The sequence below is a fragment of the Altererythrobacter sp. Root672 genome, assembly GCF_001427865.1.
Taxonomy (GTDB): Bacteria; Pseudomonadota; Alphaproteobacteria; order Sphingomonadales; family Sphingomonadaceae; genus Croceibacterium_A.
Window position 1 is genome coordinate 1012108 of sequence record NZ_LMHH01000001.1, and the last position, 16270, is coordinate 1028377.

The 16270-nt window shown below is 64.4% G+C and carries 14 protein-coding genes; 9 read left to right on the plus strand and 5 right to left on the minus strand.

What is annotated here, in order from left to right; translation table 11 throughout:
- Positions 1 to 120: 120 nt before the first annotated feature.
- Genes ASD76_RS04900 through ASD76_RS04910 form a run of 3 tightly spaced genes read left to right on the plus strand, consistent with a single transcriptional unit; the run spans position 121 to position 2976 of the window.
- Entirely contained in the window at positions 121 to 849 is a 729-nt protein-coding gene (locus tag ASD76_RS04900) for an SDR family oxidoreductase (RefSeq protein WP_055919277.1), read from the plus strand.
- Between the two features lie 7 nt (positions 850 to 856).
- A complete protein-coding gene (locus tag ASD76_RS04905; RefSeq protein ID WP_055919281.1) occupies positions 857 to 2002 on the plus strand; it encodes an alpha-hydroxy acid oxidase in 1146 nt (381 codons plus the stop codon).
- 8 nt (positions 2003 to 2010) lie between these two features.
- A complete protein-coding gene (locus tag ASD76_RS04910; RefSeq protein ID WP_162249638.1) occupies positions 2011 to 2976 on the plus strand; it encodes a M48 family metallopeptidase in 966 nt (321 codons plus the stop codon).
- Between the two features lie 180 nt (positions 2977 to 3156).
- On the opposite strand, the gene ASD76_RS04915 is transcribed toward ASD76_RS04910, so the two are convergent.
- Positions 3157 to 3681, minus strand: a complete 525-nt coding sequence (locus ASD76_RS04915) for a flavin reductase family protein (RefSeq protein ID WP_055919290.1) — start codon at positions 3679 to 3681, stop codon at positions 3157 to 3159.
- A 192-nt stretch (positions 3682 to 3873) separates the two neighbouring features.
- Here ASD76_RS04915 and ribB point away from each other — a divergent pair, with 192 nt between their 5' ends.
- The 6 genes from ribB (at position 3874) to ASD76_RS04945 (ending at position 9324) form a co-directional block, all read left to right on the plus strand.
- Positions 3874 to 5175 (plus strand): 3,4-dihydroxy-2-butanone-4-phosphate synthase, encoded by a 1302-nt coding sequence (gene ribB / locus ASD76_RS04920; protein ID WP_055919293.1) that lies wholly within the window; start codon positions 3874 to 3876, stop codon positions 5173 to 5175.
- Positions 5172 to 5696 (plus strand): hypothetical protein, encoded by a 525-nt coding sequence (locus ASD76_RS04925; RefSeq protein WP_235506509.1) that lies wholly within the window; start codon positions 5172 to 5174, stop codon positions 5694 to 5696. The genes ribB and ASD76_RS04925 overlap by 4 nt, the downstream gene beginning before the upstream one ends.
- A gap of 2 nt (positions 5697 to 5698) precedes the next feature.
- Complete coding sequence (gene ribH, locus ASD76_RS04930) at positions 5699 to 6118, plus strand: 6,7-dimethyl-8-ribityllumazine synthase (RefSeq protein ID WP_055919296.1); 420 nt, start codon at positions 5699 to 5701, stop codon at positions 6116 to 6118.
- Entirely contained in the window at positions 6115 to 7041 is a 927-nt protein-coding gene (locus tag ASD76_RS04935) for an aldo/keto reductase (protein WP_055919298.1), read from the plus strand. Before ribH ends, ASD76_RS04935 begins: the two co-directional genes overlap by 4 nt.
- A gap of 196 nt (positions 7042 to 7237) precedes the next feature.
- Entirely contained in the window at positions 7238 to 8296 is a 1059-nt protein-coding gene (locus ASD76_RS04940; RefSeq protein ID WP_055922952.1) for a DUF47 family protein, read from the plus strand.
- A gap of 14 nt (positions 8297 to 8310) precedes the next feature.
- Positions 8311 to 9324: an inorganic phosphate transporter gene (locus tag ASD76_RS04945; RefSeq protein WP_055919301.1), complete on the plus strand. Its 1014-nt coding sequence runs from the start codon at positions 8311 to 8313 to the stop codon at positions 9322 to 9324.
- A 6-nt stretch (positions 9325 to 9330) separates the two neighbouring features.
- Here the strand turns inward: ASD76_RS04945 and ASD76_RS04950 are convergent, their stop codons facing one another.
- From ASD76_RS04950 to eno, 4 genes are all read right to left on the minus strand, one after another.
- Positions 9331 to 10938, minus strand: a complete 1608-nt coding sequence (locus ASD76_RS04950; protein ID WP_055922954.1) for a phospholipase D family protein — start codon at positions 10936 to 10938, stop codon at positions 9331 to 9333.
- Between the two features lie 170 nt (positions 10939 to 11108).
- Positions 11109 to 13190: a M13 family metallopeptidase gene (locus ASD76_RS04955; RefSeq protein ID WP_055922956.1), complete on the minus strand. Its 2082-nt coding sequence runs from the start codon at positions 13188 to 13190 to the stop codon at positions 11109 to 11111.
- 121 nt (positions 13191 to 13311) lie between these two features.
- Complete coding sequence (locus ASD76_RS04960; protein ID WP_055919304.1) at positions 13312 to 14877, minus strand: AbgT family transporter; 1566 nt, start codon at positions 14875 to 14877, stop codon at positions 13312 to 13314.
- 58 nt (positions 14878 to 14935) lie between these two features.
- Positions 14936 to 16222 carry a phosphopyruvate hydratase gene (eno, locus tag ASD76_RS04965; RefSeq protein ID WP_055919307.1) on the minus strand — a complete coding sequence of 429 codons (1287 nt, stop codon included), beginning with the start codon at positions 16220 to 16222 and terminating at the stop codon, positions 14936 to 14938.
- Positions 16223 to 16270: the final 48 nt, after the last annotated feature.

Sequence of the window (16270 nt, forward strand, 5' to 3'; positions counted from 1 at the left end):
CGTGCTGCGAAGATTGACTCAAGCGGCCCGGAACGCAAGCTAGATTCGAATTGGTGGTTCCGCTGGCGCCTCAGCTTGGTTAAGCGGTCCGACCAAAGACACGCATGAAGGGGATGGCTGTTGAGCATTCTGCAGGGCCGGGTCGCGGTCGTGACCGGCGCCAGTTCGGGAATCGGTGAAGCCTGCGCGGTTTCGTTCGTTGAGAAGGGCGCCAAAGTCGTGCTCGCCGCCCGCCGGGTCGAGCGCCTGGCCGCGCTTGTCGAGCGCATCGAGGCGATGGGCGGCGAAGCGCTCGCCGTCGCCACCGACGTCACCAGCGAAGCCGCGGTCGATAACCTCTTCGCCCAGGCGGTCGAGCGCTTCGGCACGGTCGACGTGGTGATCAACAACGCCGGCATCGCCGACAGCACCCCGGTCGACGAGATGTCGCTCGAAACCTGGGAGCAGGTGCTCTCCACCAACCTAACCTCGGCGTTCCTGTGCAGCCGCGCGGCGTTCCGCGTGATGAAGGGCAAGGGCCGTGGGCGGATTCTCAACATTGGCTCGATCTCGGCCCGCGTGCCGCGGCCGCACAGCCCGGCCTATGCCGCGAGCAAGTGGGGCCTTGATGGCCTCACCCGCTCGCTCGCCATCGACGGGCGCGAGCACAACATCGCCGCCTCGATCTTCCACCCCGGCATCGTCGCCACCGAGATCGCGCCGGGCGCGGTCAAGCTGCCGGAGAACTTCGCGGCCTCGCCCAAGGACATCGCCGACGTGATCGTCCACATGTGCGACATCCCCGACCACCTCAACTTCTACGAAGGCATGGTCGTGCAGATCGACTTGCCGTTCTTCGGGCGCGGCTGACGCTAGGGTGAAAGCCGACCTCGCCTGCTACAACATCGCGGACTTGCGCAAGCGTGCCCGGCGCCGCTTGCCGCACGGCATCTGGGAATACCTCGAGCGCGGGGTCGAGGATGAAGCCGGCATGGCGCGCAACCAGGCCGCGTTCGAGCAGGTGACCTTCCGCCCGCGCGTGCTGCGCGGGGTGCAGGCGATCGACACGAGTGCGCAGATCTTCGGGCAGAGCACCCCCCTGCCCCTCGCGCTCGCGCCGACCGGAGCGGCCGGGCTGATGTGGTATCAGGGTGACCTCGCCCTCGCCCAGGCAGCGGCCAAAGCTGGGTTGCCTTTCACGATCTCCAGCGCCAGCACGATGGACCTTGAGCAAATCGCGGTCGCCGGTGGGCGGCTGTGGTTCCAGCTGTACTTCTGGGAAAACCGCTCGCTGTCGTTCGACGTGGTCCAGCGCGCGCATGAACTTGGGTGCGAGGCGCTGTTCGTCACGCTCGATCTGCCGGTTCCGCCAAACCGCGAGTACATCCACCGCAACGGCTTCGGCACCCCGTTCCAGCTCAACGCGCGCAACACGCTCGACGTGCTGACCCATCCCCGTTGGCTGGCGGGCGTGATGGGCCGCTACACCGTGAGTGGCGGCATCCCGACCCAAGCCAACCTCCCCGACCGGTTGCGGGCCAAAGTCACCAAGGGCGCGCCTCCGGGGGCGCTGTTCAAGCAGGACGATCTCGACTGGGATGGGATCAAGGAACTGCGCGACCGCTGGCCCGGGAAATTCATCCTCAAGGGTGTGCTGCACCCCGAGGACGCCCGCCAGGCGCTCGCGCTCGGGGCTGATGGCGTGGTGGTTTCCAACCACGGTGGCCGCGCGCTCGATTCCTCGATTGCCTCGATCGAGGCCCTGCCCGAGATCGTCTCCGCCGTTGGTGGGAAGATGACGGTGTTCCTCGATAGTGGCGTTCGGCGCGGGAGCGATATCGTCAAGGCCGTCGCGCTTGGGGCCGATGCCGTGCTGGTCGGGCGTGCGCCGCTCTACGGCTTGGCGGCTGCCGGGGAGGCAGGCGTCTTGCGGGCGCTCGACTTGTTCAGGGCGGAGACCACGCGGACGATGGCCATGCTAGGCGCGCGATCGCTCGACGAAGTCAGGGCGCTGCTCGATTGATGCCCATCATGCGCAAATTGCTGATCGCCGCCGCCGCGCTTGCCTGTGGTTCGCAAGCCGTGGCGCAGGAGGGCGGCTCGCTCGATGCGCTTCTGCAGCAGGACGTTCGGCTCGCGACGATTGCCGAGCGGCTGATGGGTGCCAACCATGAGCTTTGCCGACAGCAGATGCCGCTGACCGGCCTGATCATGCACAGCCGCGACCAGTACCCCAAAGGCGGCCAAGACTCGGCCTTTGTGAACGGGGCGATTGCGGTGTCGGCCTTGGTCCCGGGTTCTCCGGCGGCCGCCGTCCTTGAGCCGCGCGACGGATTGGCAGTCATCGGTGCGGTGCCCACTTCCGGGCTGAAAGCGGAAGGTAAGTCGCCCGTGCGCGACGCCGCGTTTGAGGCTCTGGCCGATCAGCCTCCCCAAGGTCCCATGCAGCTGAAGATCGTGCGCCAGGGGCAGGAGCAGGCCGTGTCGCTCGGAGCCAGGCCCGGATGCCGCGTACTGGTGGAGATCAGGGTTGCGGATGGACTCAACGGCCAGTCAGACGGCCGGGTCATCCAGGTCAATTACGGCCTGGCGACGGTCGCCACCAATGATGAACTGGCCGTCGTGTTTGCCCACGAACTTGCCCATGTCGTGCTCGAACACCGCCGCCGCCTCAAAGCGGCGGGAGTCGACAAGGGCTTCTTCGGTGAGTTCGGGCGCAATCAGCAGCTCAACCGGCAAGTTGAGGTCGAAGCCGACCGAATGGCGGTGCATCTGCTCGCCAACGCGGGCTACGATCCCAGCATCGCACCGAAATTCTGGCGTTCGAGCCTTGGGCAGCGCACCTCGGGTGGGTTGACGCGCAGCCGGGTCTATCCCTCGCCAGAGGCGCGGGCGGAGCTAATCGAGCGTGAGATCGCCGACTATCTCGGCGGCGGTACGGGACCGAGTTATCCGGGGCACTTGCTGGTGCGGCGGGATCAGCCGTTCGAGAATTAGGCGTCGCGCTGAGGTCCTTCGACAAGCTCAGGACGAACGGAGCAGAGGGGGGGCACCAGATCCGAACATGGTGAGCCTGTCGAACCACAAGCTCACCACTAACGGGGGTGGAGCTTTCCTATCTTTCCGTTCGTCCTGAGCTTGTCGAAGCACGCCGAGCGCACCCCCCGCCCTTCAAACTCAGCTCTGAGCGCAGCCGCGCCCCGGCGCCTGGCTGATGTCGATGTACTGACGGTCGTAATAAGTCAGCGGCGTCGCGTCTTCGCGATGGGTTGCCGCAAGCAGCTCACCGATGAAGATCGAATGCGTGCCGAAGTCGTGGCAATGGACCCGGCGGCAGACGATGCTCGACTGCGCGGTGGCGAGGACCGGAACGCCATAAGCCTCCTCCCACGCACCGACCGCGAACCGATCCAGAGCACGATCCTTCATGAAATGCTCGGCCACGTCGCGATTGCCGAGCCCGAGCACGTTGACGCAAAACGTCTCCGCCGTGGCCAGCGGCGCATGCAGCGAAGCGGTGCGATTGACGCAGACCAATAGCGAGGGCGGATCGAAGCTCAGCGAACTTACCGCCGTCGCCAGAATGCCATAGCGGTCGCCCCCATGTCCGGTCGTCACCGCATAAACGGTCGCGGCCACGTGCCGCATCGCGGAACGAAAGGAATCGAGGAGGTCCTCGCGGTTCTGGCTGGCTTCAGTCACTCAAGCTCCATGCGGCGCCAACTGCGTTCACGCAAGTGCGTGCCGATGGCCGAGCACGTCCTCGCATCTCTCGAGTATCTGCGCATTTCCCTCGAGTTTGATCGAGTCATTTCTCGCATTTGAGCGCCAATTCTCCGCTTTCGATGTGATCGACTGGATTGCCATCACATCGCAATGTGATATACCGAGTCGATGAACGCTTCAATCATCGATCGAGTCCGCGACCTGGTCAGCCAGGGCCGGATGACGCGGGCGGGCCTCGCTCGGGCCGCTGGCCTCCACGCCAACACCCTGCGCGACTGCACCGAGCCGACCTGGAACCCGACTGCCGACACGCTCGGCAAGCTGGACCGCTTCCTCTCGGCCAACGACGACACCCCAATCCTGGTGCCGATCGAACAGATCATCGACGAAGCGCGCAACGGCCGCATGTTCATCCTGGTCGATGACGAGGACCGCGAGAACGAGGGCGATCTGATCATCCCGGCGCAGATGGCGACGCCCGATGCGATCAACTTCATGGCCACTCACGGCCGCGGGTTGATCTGCCTCGCGCTCGGACAGCCGCGGGTCGAGACTCTGGGCTTGCAGCCGATGAGCCGCACCAACCGCAGCCGCATGGAAACCGCCTTCACCACCTCGATCGAGGCGCGCGAAGGCGTCACTACCGGCATCAGCGCGGCCGATCGGGCGCGGACCATCTCCGTCGCCATCGACGCCAGCAAGGGCTCGGATGACATAGTCAGCCCCGGCCACGTGTTCCCGCTCGTCGCTCGCGAAGGTGGCGTGCTGGTGCGGGCCGGCCATACCGAAGCAGCCGTCGACATCTCGCGCCTCGCCGGGCTCAATCCCTCGGGCGTGATCTGCGAGATCATGGCCGAGGACGGCACGATGGCGCGGCTCGACGACCTGATGCGCTTCGGCCGCATGCACGGCATCAAGATCGGCACAATCCGCGATCTGATCGCCTATCGTCGGCGTCACGACCACCTGGTCGAAAAGCGCGCGGAGAGCCGCTTCACCAGCCTGTGGGGCGGCGATTGGCGCGCGATCAGCTTTTACAACAAGGCGACCAAGGGCGAGACCATGGCGCTGGTCAAAGGCCATATCGACCCGGCGAAGCCCACGCTCGTGCGGATGCACGCGCTGTCGGTGTTCGACGATGTCTTCGCTCACGATACCGAGCGCCAGGGCATGCTCGAAGGCGCGATGCGGATCATTGGCGAGGAAGGCGCGGGCGTGGTCGTCCTGATCAACCGCCCCTCCCCCGGTCACGCAAGCAGCGCTATCCGGGCGCTCGACCGCGACCGTTCCGATCCAGCAGATGATGCCGACATGCCTTCTGAGCAGCGCGATTACGGCGTCGGTGCGCAGATCCTGGCCGAACTGGGCGTGCACGACATGGTCCTGCTGACCAACACCCGGCATTCGCTGGTCGGCCTCGAGGGCTACGACTTGTCGATCGTCGGCGAGCGGCCCATCGGTCCGGCGTGATCGTCAACCGCGGCCTCGATACCGAACTGGGCGATCCCAAGTACGCCCGGCCTGAACTCGAACGCCGTTGGCTGGTCGACCAAGCGGATCGGCCAAACCTCGAAGGGCTGGACTTCACGCTCATCGAGGACCGCTACATCGAGGGCACCCGTATGCGGTTGCGGCGGATGACACGACGTGGCGAGACCGCCCTCAAGCTGACCAAGAAGTACGAGACCGAACGGCCAGAGACACGGCCGATCGTCACAGCCTATCTCACCGAAGCCGAACATGCCCTGCTCGCCTCTTTGCCGGCCTTTGCGATGCGGAAGCGCCGTTTCCATCTGCCCGTCGATGGCCGGTACTGGAGCCTCGATTTGTTCGAAGGGCCGCTGGCGAGACTAGAGCTGGTCGAGGCTGAAGCCGCCGACGAAGCGGCGCTCGACGCGCTTGTGCCGCCAGCTTGGGCGACTAAGGAGGTGACGCACGATCCGCGCTACCAATGCGGCTCGTTGGCGCAGACTCTTTCAATTCCGGAGTAACAATGGCCCGCTTCCTGATCGTCGAAGCCCGCTTTTACGAGCACCTCAACGACATGCTGATCGCCGGCGCGCGGACTGCGCTTGAGGATGCCGGGCACCAGGTCGATGTCCTGACCGTCCCTGGCGCGCTTGAGGTTCCCGGCGCGATTGCCTCGGCCGCCGAGAGCGGTCGCTACGAGGGATTCGTCGGGATCGGCGTGGTCATCCGGGGCGAGACTTATCACTTCGAGATCGTCGCCGGGGAAAGCGCCCGCGGTATCATGGCGCTGACCATGGACGGCCTCGCCGTAGGCAACGGCATCCTCACGGTGGAGAACGAAGCGCAGGCGATTGTCCGCGCCGATCCCGCCCAGCTCAACAAGGGAGCTGGCGCTGCCGAAGCGGCCCTGGCCCTGCTCGCAATCCGGGAGAAGTTCGCATGACAAGCCATTGGTCGATTGACGGAATCTCGCTGGTTCTGGGCGGCAATGTGTTTGGCTGGACCTCGGATGAGAACTCCAGCTTCGCGGTGCTCGACCGGTTCTACGAGGCAGGCGGGCGCATGGTCGATACCGCCCAGGGCTATTCGGTGTGGGCACCGGGCCATGTCGGGGGCGAAAGTGAGACGGTCATCGGCAACTGGCTCAAGAGTCGGGGCGTTCGTGCTGAGATGCGCATTGCCACCAAGACCGGCATGTTCGGGAAGCCGGGCGATCTGGAACCGGCGAAAGTGGCCGAGGAGCTGAACAAGTCGCTCGAGCGGCTGCAAACCGACTACGTCGACCTCTACTACGCCCACCGTGACGAGACCGCGACATCGCAGGAAGAAGTCGCCACTGGCTTTGACGCGCTGGTCAAGCAAGGCCTCGTCCGCGAACTCGGCGCCTCGAACTTCAACGCCGAACGCCTCCGCGAGATAACCGACCTCACACATTCCAATGGGATGACCGGCTTCACCGTCCTACAAAACGAATACAACCTCGTAATGCGCGAAGAATATCCCCAGGAACTGCAGCGCCTCTGCCTCGATCGCGGAATCGCCATGCTCCCCTGGTTCGGCCTCGCCGCCGGGTTTCTGACCGGCAAGTACCGCACCCGCGAGGACCTCGAGCGTCACAATCGCGGATCGAGCATCGAGCGCTTTTTCGACAAGGGCCTGACGGTCCTGCCGACGCTCGACGCCGTCGTCGCCGAGACCGGGGCCAGCCACGGCGCCGTCGCCCTCGCCTGGTTGCTCAAGCAACCCGGCATCGCCGCGCCCATCGCCAGCGCTCGTGAGCCGGGGCAGCTCGACGTACAGTTCGAAGCGCTCAAGCTCGAGCTGACTCAGGACCAACTCGACCGATTGACTGCCGCGACTGGGTGAATCGTCGCCGACTGCGAACAAATTGGCGCGAACAGGCGTCATCGAACCGTGGAAATGATGCTCCTGCGCCCCTCGCCGAGTTGATGTGACAGCTGTGTGTCACTAAGCGCTCGGCAACAGGAGACCAGAACCCATTCGCCAAATTGCAGCCTTGCCTTACCTCATCGAGGGACCGGCGGCGGATTCGCCTGTCCGCCTGATGCTGGTGACGACGCGCGGCGCGCGCGGACGCTGGGTCATACCCAAGGGTAATTCCGACGCTAGTCCGCCCCATGTGAGCGCGGCCAAGGAAGCGGAAGACGAAGCCGGGGTCCGGGGCGCCGCGTGCCCGACGCCGCTCGGCAGCTATCGCTACCGCAAGCGGCAGCGCAATGGCGCGACGCTGATGCTCGACGTCGACGTCTTTCCCCTGGCGGTGACCGAGGAACTGGTGAGCTGGAAGGAACAGGGCGAGCGCGAGCGGCGCTGGTTCAGCCTCAGCGAAGCCGCCGAAGTCGTCGAGGAAGAAGACCTTCGCAACCTCATCCGCTCATTCGCTCCGGCCGAATTCAAGGCCGCCGCGCGGCGAGCAACCCTGCTCGATACCGTAGTCCGTAAATCAAGGATGGATGCCATGTTTGGCTGGTTCCAACGCCTGCTCCCGAAGACGGGTAATTTCTTCGAGATGTTCGAAGCCCACGCGGCGATCATCCTTGCCGCTGCGGACGCGACATCGCGCTTGCTCGACAACCCGACCGAGCCCGACCACATCCGCGAGATCAACGAACGCGAACACGATGCGGACGAGCTCAACCGCGAAGTCCTGCAAACGGTGCGCCAGACCTTCCTGACCCCATTCGACCGTGGCTCGATCGCCTCGCTGATCAGCGCGATGGACGACACGGTGGACGAGATGCAGGCCACCGCCAATGCAATCGGCCTCTACGAAGTGACGGTGATCCCGCAGGAAATGAAGGACATGGTCGCCATCATCGTCGATGCCGCGCGCGTCACGGCAGAGGCCATCCCACTGCTGCGCGATGTCGGCAGGAACGCCGGCCGCCTGCACGAGCTGACCGAACGCCTGGTGCGCATGGAAAGCCATGCCGACGCTATCCATGCCGCTGGCCTCAAGCGAGCCCTGCGCGAGCACGGCGCCAATAATACCCTGCAGTTCGTGACCGATCGCGAGGTCTACAAGCACCTCGAGCGGATCACCGATGCCTTTGAGGACGTGGCCGACGAGATCGACGGCATCGTGATCGAACACGCCTGACAGGCTGACACGCCATGCACGAACTGGCTTTTCCGCTCCTCGTCGGCCTTATCCTGATCGCGCTGGCGTTCGACTTCCTCAACGGGTTGCACGATGCCGCGAACTCGATCGCGACCGTGGTGGCAACGCGGTTGCTTTCGCCGGTCAGGGCGGTGCTGTTTGCGGCCTTCTTCAACTTCGCCGCCTACTTCCTCACCATCGCCATTCCCAGCTTGCATGCGGTGGCAGAAACCATCGGCAAAGGACTGATAGACAAGGATGTCGTTACCCCGGCGGTGATCTTCGGCGCGCTGGTCGGGGCGATGTTCTGGAACATTGTCACGTGGCTTAAGGGTATCCCCTCTTCGAGCAGCCACGCGCTCGTGGGCGGCCTGGTGGGTGCCGGCGTGGCGCATGCCGGGATCGAAGGGATCCAGTGGTCGGGCCTCAACAAGACCCTGCTCGCCATCGTGCTTTCGCCAACGATCGGCATGTTCCTGGCCATGTTCGTCATGCTCGTCAGCAGCTGGAGCTTGCAAAAGGCCACCGCCGTCAACGCCGAGCGGACCTTCCGCGCGCTGCACTTGGTGTCGTCGGCCGCCTATTCGCTCAGCCATGGCTTGAACGATGCCCAGAAGACGATGGGTATCATCACCGTGCTGCTCTATTCGACCGGCAACCTGCACGGCGAATTCGAGGTGCCGCATTGGGTGGCGATTTCTTGCTACATAGCCATCGCGCTCGGCACGATGACTGGCGGTTGGAAGATCATCGAGACGATGGGCTCGCGCATCACCAAGCTGTCACAGCATCAGGGCTTCAGTGCCTCGCTGGCTGGGTCGATCGTGGTGTTCTCCGCCTCCACACTCGGCATTCCGGTATCGACAACGCATACCATCACCGGTTCGATCATCGGCGCCGGCGTGGCCCGGCGCGCTTCCTCGGTCCGCTGGGGTATCGCGCGCAACGTCATGATCGCCTGGCTCATCACGATCCCCGCCTCAGGCCTGGTCGGAGCGCTATTCTACCTCCTCACCCGGTTGTTCTGAGCCGACTTACAGTAGCCATTCGATCGGAAGGTGGGACAAGAGCCAGATCCCACCACGCTGGAACGGCGTTGTGCCCGGCTCTGTCTGGTGGACGATCGTGACGCCGTCACGGCGTTCGATCCAATTGAGCTCGCCGTCCTTCCCGAGCACGACCTCGTAGGCGTTGGTCGGAATCAGGCTGTCGAATGAATCCGACACCGCCGCTGCGAGCACCGGGCTTTCGATCACGAAACCCTGCTCGGTGTTGAGATGCATCGAGCGGGGATCGAAGTTGAACGAGCCGATGAACAGCTTCTGCCGGTCGATCGCGAAAGTCTTGGCATGGAGCGTCGTCGCGGAGGACCGCAGGACCGGCCCCCCGTCAGAACGGCGCCCGCTGCCCGAACCCATTGAGGTCAGGCGGCGTCTGCGGTCGTCGATCCCGTCCACCGCGCTAGCCCGCATTTCAAACACGCGGACGCCCTTTTCCAGCATCTCCCGCCGGTAATGGGCATATCCCGCATGAACGATCCACACGTCGCTGGCTTCAAAAGCGTTGGTGAAGACCGCGGTGTCGACGCCGCGCTCGGCCAGGCGGCCCAATTCGTCGGCGCCAGCTTGGGTTGGCACAAAATATCCCGAGATGATCCGCAGCTCCTTGCTCGGATCGCCGACTGCCTTGTGCAGCGTGTTCATCAGGAGACCGTCTCCCTTGCCCCTCCCCACGCCTTTGGCGGGGTCGTCACTGAGCATGCGCACTGGCGCCCATGCGAACGGGAGCGTGCCGTCTAGGACCTGAGCGATGAACGGCAGTTCCTTTATCGCCGCGACGTATTCGCGCGCCGCCGCGCTGGTTTCGACCAGTGAAGCGTCACGGTGGATGACGTCGGTGTCGTTCTCCGATGGTGCAGGCAGGATGCGCTCCGCAGGGTAAGCCGACTGGCTGGCCCAGTAACGGTCGAAATCGGCCGAGACGTGGTCCACCACCGGTCCGATGGCCAGCACGTCAAGGTCCGCGAACAGCCCGCCTTCACTCGCCGAGAAGTACTCATCGCCGACATTGCGCCCACCGATCACCGCCGCCTGGTTGTCGGCTATGATCCCCTTGTTGTGCATGCGCCGGTTGAGACGGAAGAAATCGGTGGCGTAGCCGACCATCTTCGGGTGGCGGATAACGAAGGGATTGAACAGCCGAACCTCGATGTTCGGATGGCGATCGAGCGCGGCGAGCACGTGGTCCATGCCGGCGATGCCGTTGTCGTCGAGCAGCATGCGCACCCGCACGCCCCGCTCGGCCGCATCGAGCATGGCTTCGAGCATCAGCGTGCCCGAGAGGTCCTTGTGCCAGATGTAGTACTGCACATCGAGCGTGCGCGTCGCCGCGCGGGCCAGCATCACTCGGGCGGCGAAGGCATCGTAGCCGTCGATCAGCATGTGGACGCCAGAGTCCTCGCCATGCCCGGCACGGATGCCGGCGACACCCTGGCCCAGTGGGGTGTCAGCGGTCTCGGTGAACTGACGCGATGCCGGTCGCGGTTCCAGCGGCGGTAGGGGATTGGCGAGACGGATGATCAGGACGCCCAGGGCGAAGACTGCGGCGCTCGCAGCGACCCATTGTGCAATCAACCACAGCATCGGTCGCTTCGGCTTGCCTTTCAACGGCCCTGTCCGCCTTGCAGCCCGTTATGGGTAGCAGAAGGACAGGGCCGGAGGAACAGGCAGAGCGCCATTGTGGTTCGACAAGCTCACCACGAACGGAGTTTGGAAATAAACCCAGACCGTTCATCCTGAGCTTGTCGAAGGACTTACCAGATACGGACGCGCTGCTCCGGCGGCAGGTAAAGCTTGTCGCCCGGCTTGACGCCGAACGCATCGTACCAGGCGTCAAGGTTGCGGACGGTCAGCGCACGATACTGGCCCGGCGCATGGCCATCGGTGGCGATACGCTGGCGCAGCGCCGCTTCGCGCATCTTGGTCGCCCAGGCCTGGGCATAGGCGATGAAGAACCGCTGGTCGCCGGTGAAGCCGTCGATCTCGGCAGCGGGCTTGCCCGCGAGCGAGGCACGGTAGGCGTCAAACGCCGCGGCCAGGCCAGCCACGTCGGCGATGTTCTCGCCCAACGTCAGATCGCCGCGGACATGCAGGCCCGGGAACGGCTCATAGAGATCGAACTGGTCCGACAGCGTCTTGCCCGCCTTGTCGAACTGCGCGCGGTCGGCATCGGTCCACCAGTTGCGCATAGCGCCGGTGGAGTCGAATTCCGCCCCGTTATTGTCGAAGCTATGGCTGATCTCGTGCCCGATCACCGCGCCGATTGCGCCGTAGTTGAACGCCGGGTCAGCCTTGGGATCGAAGAACGGCCGCTGCAGGATCGCCGCTGGGAAGTTGAGCGAGTTCTGCACCGGCAGGTTGACGGCGTTGACCAGCTGCGGGTTCATCCACCACTCGCGCTTGTCGAGCGGCTTGCCGATCTTGGCCAGCTGCTGCTGGTAGCGCAGCTTCTCGGCCGCCTGCTTGTTGGCGTAAGCGGTAGCGGGATCGAGCTTCAGCGAGGAGTAATCGGCCCAGGTGTCGGGATAGCCGACGCCGACTTCCATCGATTCCACCTTGGCCTTGGCTTCGGCCTTGGTTTCCGGCGCCATCCACTCGATCGCGTCGATCCGCTTGGAGAACGCGGTCTTGATGTTCTCGACCATCGCCTGGATCTCGGCCTTGGCGGAGGCCGGGAAATACTTGTCGGTATAGAGCTTGCCCAGCGCATCGCCGATGTTGGTGTTGACCGCGGAGAGTGCCCGCTTCTCACGCGGACGAGCCTGCTCGGCGCCGGTCAGCTGTGTGCCGTAGAAGGCGAAGTTCAGCTGGTCGAGCTCGCTCGGCAGCACGGAGGTGTTCTGGTTGATCTGATGGAAGGTCAGCCAGTCCTTCCACGCGTCGAGCGATTCCGAGCCGACCAGCGCCGCGATCTTGGGGATGGCGTTCGCGTGGTAGGCGTTGAACTTCTGTTGGCTGCCAAGCTGCGCCGCATCGAAGAACGTGTTCCAGTCGAGACCCGGCGCCTTCTTGGCGAAGTCGGCCGGAGTCCAGACGGCCTTGGCCACCTGCCAATCGTCGCTTTCCTCGCGGGTGGAATGAGCGCGGGCGATCTTGACCTCGAGGTCGTAGATCCGCTGCGCCTTGGCGCCGGCGTCGGCGATTCCGGCCGCCGTGAGCACGTCGGCGATGTATTTGCGGTAAGCCGCCTGGTTGGCCTTCATGTCCGGCTCGGACGACAGGTAGTATTCACGCTCCGGCATGCCGAGGCCGCCCTGCAAGATGTAGGGCATGACTTCCCCACCAACGAGCGCGTGGGTCACGAACACGCCGAACAGGTTCTCGGTGGCGAAGTCGGTGGCGTTGAGCGGGTCGACGTCGGCCCGCACATTGTCGCCCATGATGCGGGCAAGCGCCGTCTTGTCCTTGATCGCGGCGATGCGCTGCAAGTCGGACTGGACCGGCGCCATGCCGAGCTTGTCGATGGTCGCGGTATCGAGGAACGCGTCGTAGTACGCCTTCACGCGCGCGGCGTCCGTTCCGGCTTCCGGTTCCGATTTCTCGAGGTCCGCCAACAGCACTTCTAGGTTCTTCTCGGTCTGCTGGTCGGCCACCCAGAACGCGCCGATGCCCGAACGGTCTGCGGGAATCTCGTTCGCCTTCATCCAGCCTTCGTTGGCATAGCCGTAGAAGTCGTCGCCTGGCTTGATCGCTGTGTTCATCGCCATGAGGTTGATGCCAACCTCGGTCCCCGGACTGACCGCTTCGGTCCCGCCTTCAACCATATTGCAGGCGACCGGGCCGAGCGTGAGGGTGGCAACGCCCAGCATGAGGGCGGCAGCGAGACGAGTTTTCATGAAGTGCATTCCCGTGAAGCGCGACCGAAGCGCACATTAGTTTCTAATGGAACTGCATAGAGTCCCTGGGCGACTGCCGCAAGAAACGTCCGTCGACCCCGATGGGTCCTTGGTCGATGGCTCAACCGGCCGAAGAGAGCTCGAACCCGACGCGAGTGCCGGGGCCGAGCGGTAAGTCAAACGCCACCCATCCAGCCACGATCAACGACCCTGCCAGGTAGAAAGCGATGGCAAAGGGCAAGGTGGCCGACAGCAGCGTGCCGAGGCGCATCTTCGGGTTCCAGCGCTGGCAGTAGATCAGCACCAGCACGAAGTACGGATTGAGCGGTGAGATCAGGTTGGTCACGGTGTCGCCCACGCGATAGGCAGCCGTCGTCATCTCGGGCGAGATATCGAGCAGCATGAGCATCGGCACCGCGACCGGTGCCATGGCGGTCCACTTGGCAGAGCCCGAGGCGATCAGGAAATCGAGCCAGGCCGATGCCGTGGTCAGCAGCGGCAGCAGCAGCGCCGGCGGCGCGTTGAGCGAGCGCAGGAACTCTGCTCCGTTGATGGCGGTGATTGGGGCCAGGTTTGACCAGCCAAACATCGCCACGAAGTGCGCGGCAAAGAATGCGATCACCAGGTAAGGCATCATGCCTTCGAGGCCCTCGGCCATGAAGCGAATGACGTCCCGATGGCCCTTGATCGTCCCTGCCCCCTTTCCGAACGCCCAACCACAACTGAGCAGCAGGAAGAAAAGGATCGCTGCAATCGAGCGGTAGAATGGGACGATCCGCTCGCCAGGCGCGGCCGTTGCGTCATAAAGCGGGGTAAATCCCGGCGTGAACACCAGCGCGGCGGCGGCCATTGCCACCAATAGCGCAGTCCATCCGGCCGCGCGCAGACCCTTGCGCTCCTCGGCCGTGAGTTCCGGCGGTGCCGGCTGCACGTCGCCTTCCTCGCCGGTCCACGCGTCTAGCCGTGGGCCCACGATCTTGGCGGCGATAAGCCAACCAAGGCCGACGAAGGCCACCGCAATCGCGATCAGGAACCACCAGTTGCCGAGCGGATTCATCGCCCAGCTAGGCTCAAGCAACGTCGCTCCGGTTTGCGTAATCCCGAGGATCAGAACATCGTACTGTCCGGGCAACAGGTTACCTGCAAGGCCCGTGGCACACCCCACGAAGCCGAGCACCAGGCCGAGTACGGGGTTGCGACCAGCATTGGCGAACACGACTCCCGCTAGCGGGATATAGACCAGGTACCCGGCATCGACCGCGTGAACTGTGAGCATGCCAAGTAGGATCACCGAGGGTGACAGCAGCCGGTCGGGAATGCCCTGCACCGCCTTGCGGATCAGGGCCGAGAGCAAACCCGACTTCTCCGCCACGCCCGCACCGAGCATGATCGTCAGCACCAGCCCCAAAGGCGGGAAGCTGGTGAAGGTCCGCGGCATTTCCGTCAGCAACTGGCGGACCAGTTCCTCGGACAGCAGGCTCTTGGCGGCCAAAGTCTCGCCAGTCGCGGGATTGACCGCCGTCCAGCCCATGCCAGCGCCGACCGCCGAGACCGCAACCAAGACCACAATGATGAACACGAAGATCGCCACCGGATCGGGCAGCGAGTTGCCGAAGCGTTCAACCGTGTCGAGAAAGCGATCCCCGCGGGTGCGAGGCACAAGTCCGGTCGAAGCAGTTGACGCCATACGTCAAATCCCCCCGCGTCCCGGGGAGACTAGACGTCAAGCGCGCCCGCTTGGCAAGTTAAACGGCAAGCCTCCCGAAGCACCCCGCTCCGGCATAGACCGCGCTCTCGCCCAGCTCTTCCTCGATACGGATGAGCTGGTTGTACTTGGCGAGCCGGTCCGAGCGGGCCAGCGAGCCGGTCTTGATCTGGCCGCAGTTGGTCGCGACCGCGAGATCGGCAATGGTCGAGTCCTCGGTTTCGCCCGAACGGTGGCTCATCACCGCCGTGTATCCGGCACGGTGCGCGATATCGACGGCCTGCAGCGTCTCGGTCAGCGTGCCGATCTGGTTGACCTTGACCAGAAGCGAGTTCGCCAGCCCCTTGCCGATACCCATGCGCAGCCGCTCCGGGTTGGTTACGAACAAGTCGTCACCGACCAGTTGCACGCGATCGCCGACCTTGTCGGTCAGCACCTTCCAGCCTTCGAAGTCGTCTTCGCTCATGCCGTCTTCGATCGAGCGGATCGGATAGGCCTTGGTGAGGTCTGCGAGGTAGTCGGCGAACTCGGTCGGCGAAAGGCTCAGCCCTTCCCCACTGATCTCGTACTTGCCGTTCTTGAAGAATTCGGTCGAGGCGCAGTCGAGCGCCAGCACCACGTCGCTACCTGGCTTGAACCCGGCCTGCTCAACCGAGGCCATGATGAAGTCGAGCGCATCGCGGGTGCTCGCGAGGTTCGGCGCGAAGCCGCCTTCGTCACCGACCGCCGTTGCCAGGCCCTTCTGGTGCAGACCCTTCTTGAGCGTGTGGAAGATCTCAGACCCCCAGCGGACCGCTTCGGCCAGCGTCGGGGCGCCCACCGGCATGACCATGAATTCCTGAAAATCGATCGGATTGTCCGCGTGCTCGCCGCCGTTGATGATGTTCATCATCGGCACCGGCAGGACATGGGCCGAGACTCCGCCGACATAGGCCCACAGCGGCATCCCCCGCGAACTGGCCGCAGCCTTGGCGGCGGCGAGGCTCGTGCCGAGGATCGCATTGGCGCCGAGGCGGCTCTTGTTCGGGGTGCCGTCGAGCTCGAGCATGGCCAGATCGAGGTCGCGCTGGTCTTCGGCATCGAATCCCAGCAGCGCTTCGGCGATCTCGCCATTCACTGCCGCGACGGCCTTGGTGACGCCCTTGCCGAGGTACCGGCCTTTGTCGCCGTCACGCAGCTCCACCGCCTCGTGCGCGCCGGTCGATGCGCCGGAAGGAACCGCTGCACGGCCGAAGCTGCCGTCCTCAAGCCAGATGTCCACCTCGACCGTCGGATTACCGCGGCTATCGAGGATTTCACGGGCGTGGATGTCGAGGATGGCGGTCATTCGAAACTCCGTAGCGGCGGGTGTTGCATTTCCATAAGACACCCCCAA